Below are 6,312 nucleotides of genomic sequence, written 5' to 3' on the forward strand. Positions count from 1 at the left end.
CTGGCGCGAGGTGCTCGGCGAGCAGTTCTGGGTGGCCTCGCGCGACGAGGCGATCGAGGCGGGCTGGTTCGGCCCCCGGATCGAGGACCGCGTGTACCGCCGGATCGGCGACGTGGTCGCCGCCGCCCGCGACGACGTGCTGATCATCGCCTCCGAGCGGGAGCCCAACGAGTCGGCGATGGTCGGCAACCACGGTTCGCTGACCCCTGCCGAACAACTGGTCCCCCTCCTCGAAGTACGCTCCTGAGGCCCGTCCCCGTACCGCGTGCCGCCGGCCCCGTACCCGCTCCTCCCCGCCGAAAGGTGCCCAACCTCCCATGCCCGAGCTGGTGTTCTTCTCCGGAACGATGGACTGCGGGAAGTCGACGCTGGCTCTCCAGATCGAGCACAACCGGTCGGCGCGCGGCCTGGTGGGCATGATCTTCACCCGCAACGACCGGGCGGGCGAGGGCAAGTTGTCCTCCCGCCTCGGCCTGGTCACCGACGCGGTGGAGGTCGGGGAGCACGCGGACCTGTACGCGCACCTCGTCGACCACCTCTCGCAGGGCCGGCGCGCGGACTACGTGATCGCGGACGAGGCGCAGTTCCTGGCGCCGGAGCAGATCGACCAGCTCGCCCGCGTGGTGGACGACCTGGACCTCGACGTCTACGCCTTCGGCATCACCACCGACTTCCGCTCCAAGCTGTTCCCCGGTTCCCAGCGGCTGGTGGAGCTGGCCGACCGGGTCGAGGTGCTCCAGGTCGAGGCCCTGTGCTGGTGCGGCGCCCGGGCCACCCACAACGCCCGCACGGTCGGCGGGGTGATGGTGGTCGAGGGGGCGCAGGTGGTCGTCGGCGATGTCACCGGCTCCCCGGACGAGGTCGGCTACGAGGTCCTGTGCCGGCGTCATCACCGCCGCCGGATGACGGCGTCGACGGCCCGTGCGGCCGCCCTGTCGCCGGACGTGCTCCCGGTGTCGTCCGCCTGACCGGCGGAGCGGTGGCGAAACGGCCGGCTCCCGCGCGCCGCCCGGCGGCCGAGCCCCCGGACCCCGCGATCGGCGTCCCGCGGGAGCGCCGCACCGCCACCGGTCCGGCCGCTCCGACGGCCCGACCGCGGGGGCGCGTGCACGGGCCGGTCCGCGAACAGTCCCGCCCGAGGCCGGGGGGTACGCACGGTGGGGCGCGGTGTGCCCGCCCCGGACGCGCGGCCCGGCTCAGTCCGCGCCGTCCGGTGCCGCCGTCCCCGGTGACGGGGGAACGGGACGCTCCAGAGCGGCTCGGAGCGCTGCCAGTCTCCTGCGCACCTCCGGCTCGTGGGCCGGCTCCGGCGTCCGCAGCGGGTGGGGCAGCGCCGACCGGAGGCCGGGGGAGCCGGGCAGGCCCGCACGCGCGGCGTCTGCCAGGACGTGCAGGAAGGCTTCGGCCCGCGCGGCGTCGTCGGGGGCCGGCGTCGTGGGACCGCCGAGGACGTTCCAGGTGAGCAGGCGGCGGACCGCCAGCACGGCCGGCCACAGCCGGTCGGCGGTGCCGGTGGAGCGGATCTCCTCGACGGGCACCGAGGCGTGCATGGTCCACAGATCCGCCGCCCGCTGCCACGCGGCCCCCTCGGACCCGGCGCCGGCGCTCCCCGTCCGCAGGCGTTCCGCCACGGCCGGCCCCGTCGCCGCCACGGCCCCCGAGACGGCGGCGCACACGCGGCGCACCGGCACACCGCGCACCAGCAGGGCCGCGCACACGCCCAAGCACAGGCCGAGAGTGAGGTCGAGCAGCCGGTAGGCCGCGAGCGGCTCCAGGCCCGGCCCGCCGACGAACGCGGCGTTGACGAGCAGGAGGGCGACAGGAGTGTTCAACAGGGTGCGTGCGAGAAGGGAGGTGGGGGGCAGGGCACGCGAGACCGCGTGCACGACCGTGGCCAGGACCACGGTCGCCCACACGCCGGGCCGGTAGACCTGGGCGACCAGCACCGTGATCGCCACTCCCGCCACCGTTCCGGCGAACCGCGAGCCGACGCGCTGCGACGGCTGCTGACCGGGCCCGCCCTGAAGCGCGGCGGCCGCCCCCACCGCCACCCACGCGGGGTGGAGGAGGGGAAGCGCCCAGCCCAGGACGGTGCCCACCGCGACGGAGAGCCCCACCCGCAGGGCGATCGTCGGAGCGGGGGAGGCGGAGGACAGGCTGAGGCGCAGTTCGGCTCCCAGGCTCTTGCGCGGGGGCAGGGGAACGGGCCAGAGCACCCGCGCACCCTCGGGTGACGCGGGTGACGCGGGTGACGCGGGTGCCCGGTCGCCGGCCACGAGCGGTGGCACCGCGGGCCGGGCTCCCACCGCGACCGGCCAGGAGCCGGGCGTCCGGCCGGTGCCCACCGCCGCCGCCGCGTCCCGCAGCCAGGAACCCCATGAGGCCGGCACCTGTTCACCGCGCCGCTCCGCCGCGCTCTGCACCGCGTCGAGCATGACGTCCAGCCGGACCATGAGGGCGTGGAGCGCCAGCCGCCGGGGGGCCGGCGCCGCGCGACGGCGCCGGGTGTCGTCGAGCGCCGTCCACGCCCCGTGCACCGCCGTGTAGGCGCTCCGCCGGACGGCGGTGAGGTCCTTCGACGGGTGCGCCTCCGCGGCCCGGCGGGTCGCGTCCGCGAACGCCCCGACGGACCGGAAGGCGGCCGAGACCGTGCGTTCCTCGGGCTCGTACGGCCGCACGAGCCGGCCCGACATGGCGGACAGCCAGGACACCGTCACCCCGATGGCGACGCAGCCGGCCCGGGCCGCCGTCTCCGCGGGGCCGACCGGGGGCAGGAAGGCCGCCAGGGCGGTGACCAGGATGACGAAGTAGCTGCCCGGTCCGCTCAGGCGGAGCGTCCGGACGACGAGGGTGGCCGCGACCGAGACGACGGTGAGCACCGCCGTCATCGCCCACACGTCTCCCGCGGCCAGTGAGCCCGCCGTGAACGCCAGGACGAAGCCCGCGCAGAGCAGGGCGAGCACCGGACCCCGCCGCGGGTAGGGGTCCCGGGTGCCGTAGGCGTCGACGTAGCAGCCGATCGCGGCGAAGACCCCGTACGGGACGCCGGCGACCGCCGTCACGACGCCGAAGCAGAGCCCGAAGGACAGCGCCGAACGGACGGTGCGCCACCGGTCGAGCGAGGGCATCGCGGCACGCCATCGATGTGCCGTACGGGTGACCGCCGTGGTCACCACAGGGCCCGGGCGGCGGCCGCGCCCGCGAACGACAGGGCGAGCCCGAGGGCGACCGTCGCCAGCAGGTACCCGGCGGCCCCGGCGATCCGGCGCCCGTCGGCCATGCTCAGGAGTTCGTTGGAGAACGTGGACCAGGTGGACAGGGCACCGCAGAACCCCACCGAGAGCAGCGCCTGCCCGGTGCTGCCGAGGGCGCCTTCGGTTCCGGCCTCGACCAGGAATCCCAGGAGCAGGGACGCCGCCATGTTGGCGAGGAACGTGCCCCAGTGGAAGGCGGACGGCAGGCGTGTGCGCGCCGCCTCGCCGATCAGGTAGCGGGCCGGGGCGCCGACCGCCCCGCCGGCCAGGACCAGAAGCCATTCACCCATCAGGAGTACCTCCCCCGGCCGGACCCCGTGCGCCCCGGCGGCCGCAGGACGGCACGCGTCAGGGCCACGCCGAGGGCCACACCGGCCAGTGCCCCCGCCGTGGTCAGGACGAGGTAGCCGACGGCGGTGCCCGCCTGGTCGTTCTCGAACAGCCTGCGGGTGTCGTCGGTGTAGGACGAGAACGTGGTGAAGCCCCCGAGGACGCCCGTGCCCAGGAAGGGGTTCAGCAGCCGGGGGGCGCGGGTGAACCGTTCCTTGAGCGTGACGGTCAGCACTCCCATGAGGAAGCATCCGACGACGTTGACGAGCAGGGTCGTCCAGGGGAAGGCGGCCTCACCGGTCCGCCAGAGGGCATGGGCATCGCTTCCGTTGGGCCACGCGCGGGAGGCGCCGTAGCGCAGGAGGGCACCCACGGCTCCCCCCACCGCCACGACGGCGACCACGGGGGCGCGTGAGCCTTCCGTGTGATCCGGATGGGGGTGGAGATGCACGTCACTCAACAGGTACATATCGTCACTTTATGTGGCGATCCGGTAATCGCCTCCGGACGGGCCGCGAACACCCCCGCATCCCCTCGTCGGCGCACCCGCGGCCTCTTCGCGAAGGAGACACGTGGCTTCCCAGCCCTTGACCTCGCACCCCGTGCCACCGTCCGGCTCCCCGAGGGGGACGGCGCTCGGAGCGCTGCGCGGCATCGGCCAGGTGGACTTCCAGGCGAGTGTGTGGACCTCGCTGGTCATCCTCGCCGCCCTGTGGGTGGAGAGCTGGGAGACGGGTCTCTTCGCCGTCATCGGGGCGGTGGTCTCGACGCTCACCGCCCGCCTCCTCGCCGTCGAGCACGACACGGTGACCCAGGGCCTGATGACCTACTGCGGCGTGCTCGGAGCCATCGCCATGGTGGTGTACCTCGGCCATCACCCCTCCACCTACGTCCTCGCGGTCAGCGCCGCCGTCACGTGCACCCTGATCACGGCCACCCTCAACCGCCTGCTCAACCCCTTCGGCCTCAGGGCGTTCACCGGACCGTTCTGCCTCGTCGCCCTCGTGATGGTCCTGGGCGCCCCCTCGTACGAGCGCGTCTGGCACGGGACACCGGAGACGGCGGTCACCCCGGCCACCCCCAGGAGCCCCGTCGTCAGCTGGACCGACCTGTGGCAGGGGTTCTTCTCGAACATCTCCCAGATCTTCTTCGCCGGGACCTGGTACGTCGGCCTGATCATGCTGGTCGGTCTCTTCCTCGCCGGCTGGAAGGTGGGCCTGTTCGCCGCCGTGGGAAGCGTCGTCGGTCTGCTCACCGCATGGGCCCTCGGCGCACCCGCCGCCCTGATCGGCGAGGGCATCTACGGCTACAACGCCGTCCTGACGAGCCTGGCGTTCGGCGTCGTCCTGCTGCGCCCCACCGCGTGGAACCACGGCTTCACGGTGGTGGCGGCCGCCTCCGCCACCGCCCTGACGGCCTCCCTGGCGGTGCTCTTCGAGACCTTCGGCAGCCACACCTTCACCTGGCCGTTCAACATCACCACCTGGGCGCTGCTGGCGGCCGTGCCCCTCCTGCCGCGCATCACCCTCCTTGCCGATGCCGATGCCGATGCCGATGACTCGTGAGGTCCGTACGTCCCCCCGTGCCGGGCCCGCGTCCCGCACCCCTTACCCCGAGGAAGGCGTTCCCCCATGAACCTGGCCCCCCGAGAGATCGACAAACTGCTCGTGTACGTCGTCGCCGACCTGGCCCGCAAGCGCCGTGAGCGCGGCCTGAAGCTCAACTACAGCGAATCGGTGGCACTCATCACCGAGGCCATCCTCGAGGCGGCCAGGGACGGCAAGAGCGTCGCCGACTGCATGGAGCTGGGCCGGAACGTGGTCGACGAGGACGCCACCATGCCGGGCGTGCGGGAGATGCTGCCCCTGCTCCAGGTGGAGGCGACCTTCGACGACGGCAACAAGCTCGTCTCCTGCCACGACCCGGTCGGTGGCTGACCCGTGCCCCGGTGCACGGTGGTGGCGGTCGGCGGGCACGAGAGCGACGGCGGACGGGCCGTGCGCGGCCTGCTGGGCCCCCGGGTGTCCTGTGTGGCCGGCGGACGCGAACTGTTCCGGTGCGTGAGCGCGTCGCGCGCCCGGGGCGAACCCGTCTGCGTGGTGCCGATGACCCTGGGCAGGGATCCGGAACTGGTCGCCGACGCCGCCCGCACCCTGCTGGCCCTCTCCGCCGAGGACCGCGCGGGGACGGTGCTGGCGGACCCCTTCGGCACCGCGGGGCACCTGGTCGGCTGGCTCCGCGCGGCGGCCTCGCGGGTGGCCGCGGACCGGGCGCTGCTGGTCACCGCCCCCTCGGGCGACCCGTTCGTCGACGCGGACCTCTTCCGGATCGCCCGTCTGGTGCGGCAGTACGGCCGGCACCGCACGGTCGAGGTCGCCCTGATCGGGGGCGACCCGGACCCGGCCGAGGGCGTACGGCGCTGCCGCGCCCTCGGCGAACGGAGCGTCGTCCTGCTGCCGGCCGCGTGGGTGACGCCGCCGGTCCCCGACCCCGAACACTGCGTGCCGAGCGGGCCGCTGCTTCCGGCCCCCGCCGTGGCGGGGGTCCTGGACGCACGGGTGCGCGAGGCGTGGGAGCGCTACGACCGGCTCGGCGACGACGGCCTGGCCCGAGGACTCTCGGCGGCCCACGACCACGGCCACGCCCACAGCCACGGACCGGGCGGCCACGCGCACGAGCCCCCGCACCCCCACGAACCGCACGGCCCCCACGACACGCACACCCACGA

Annotated in this window: 7 protein-coding genes and 1 pseudogene; 5 read left to right on the forward strand and 3 right to left on the reverse strand. The window is 74.5% G+C overall.

The window, feature by feature from the left end; all coding sequences use genetic code 11:
• Positions 1-247 (forward strand): annotated as a pseudogene (locus AOK18_RS01495) (alkaline phosphatase family protein); the annotation flags it as partial.
• A 70-nt stretch (positions 248-317) separates the two neighbouring features.
• Positions 318-968 carry a thymidine kinase gene (locus AOK18_RS01500; protein WP_055574891.1) on the forward strand — a complete coding sequence of 217 codons (651 nt, stop codon included), beginning with the start codon at positions 318-320 and terminating at the stop codon, positions 966-968.
• A gap of 228 nt (positions 969-1,196) precedes the next feature.
• On the opposite strand, the gene AOK18_RS01505 is transcribed toward AOK18_RS01500, so the two are convergent.
• The 3 genes from AOK18_RS01505 to crcB are packed head-to-tail and all read right to left on the reverse strand — an operon-like array spanning position 1,197 to position 4,053.
• Positions 1,197-3,128: an FUSC family protein gene (locus AOK18_RS01505; protein WP_276205330.1), complete on the reverse strand. Its 1,932-nt coding sequence runs from the start codon at positions 3,126-3,128 to the stop codon at positions 1,197-1,199.
• 41 nt (positions 3,129-3,169) lie between these two features.
• Entirely contained in the window at positions 3,170-3,544 is a 375-nt protein-coding gene (locus AOK18_RS01510) for a fluoride efflux transporter FluC (RefSeq protein WP_055693069.1), read from the reverse strand.
• Entirely contained in the window at positions 3,544-4,053 is a 510-nt protein-coding gene (gene crcB, locus AOK18_RS01515) for a fluoride efflux transporter CrcB (protein WP_055574894.1), read from the reverse strand. Before crcB ends, AOK18_RS01510 begins: the two co-directional genes overlap by 1 nt.
• 103 nt (positions 4,054-4,156) lie before the next feature.
• On the opposite strand from crcB, the gene AOK18_RS01520 reads away from it, so the two are divergent.
• The 3 genes from AOK18_RS01520 to AOK18_RS01530 form a co-directional block, all read left to right on the forward strand.
• Entirely contained in the window at positions 4,157-5,149 is a 993-nt protein-coding gene (locus AOK18_RS01520) for an urea transporter (protein ID WP_055693070.1), read from the forward strand.
• Between the two features lie 66 nt (positions 5,150-5,215).
• Positions 5,216-5,521 carry an urease subunit gamma gene (locus tag AOK18_RS01525; protein ID WP_055574896.1) on the forward strand — a complete coding sequence of 102 codons (306 nt, stop codon included), beginning with the start codon at positions 5,216-5,218 and terminating at the stop codon, positions 5,519-5,521.
• A 3-nt stretch (positions 5,522-5,524) separates the two neighbouring features.
• Positions 5,525-6,312 (forward strand): sirohydrochlorin chelatase (locus tag AOK18_RS01530; RefSeq protein WP_055693071.1); only part of this gene is annotated, 788 nt, incomplete at its 3' end.

Origin of the sequence: Streptomyces prasinopilosus (genome assembly GCF_001419695.1) — a bacterium.
In the GTDB taxonomy this organism is placed as follows: domain Bacteria; phylum Actinomycetota; class Actinomycetes; order Streptomycetales; family Streptomycetaceae; genus Streptomyces; species Streptomyces prasinopilosus.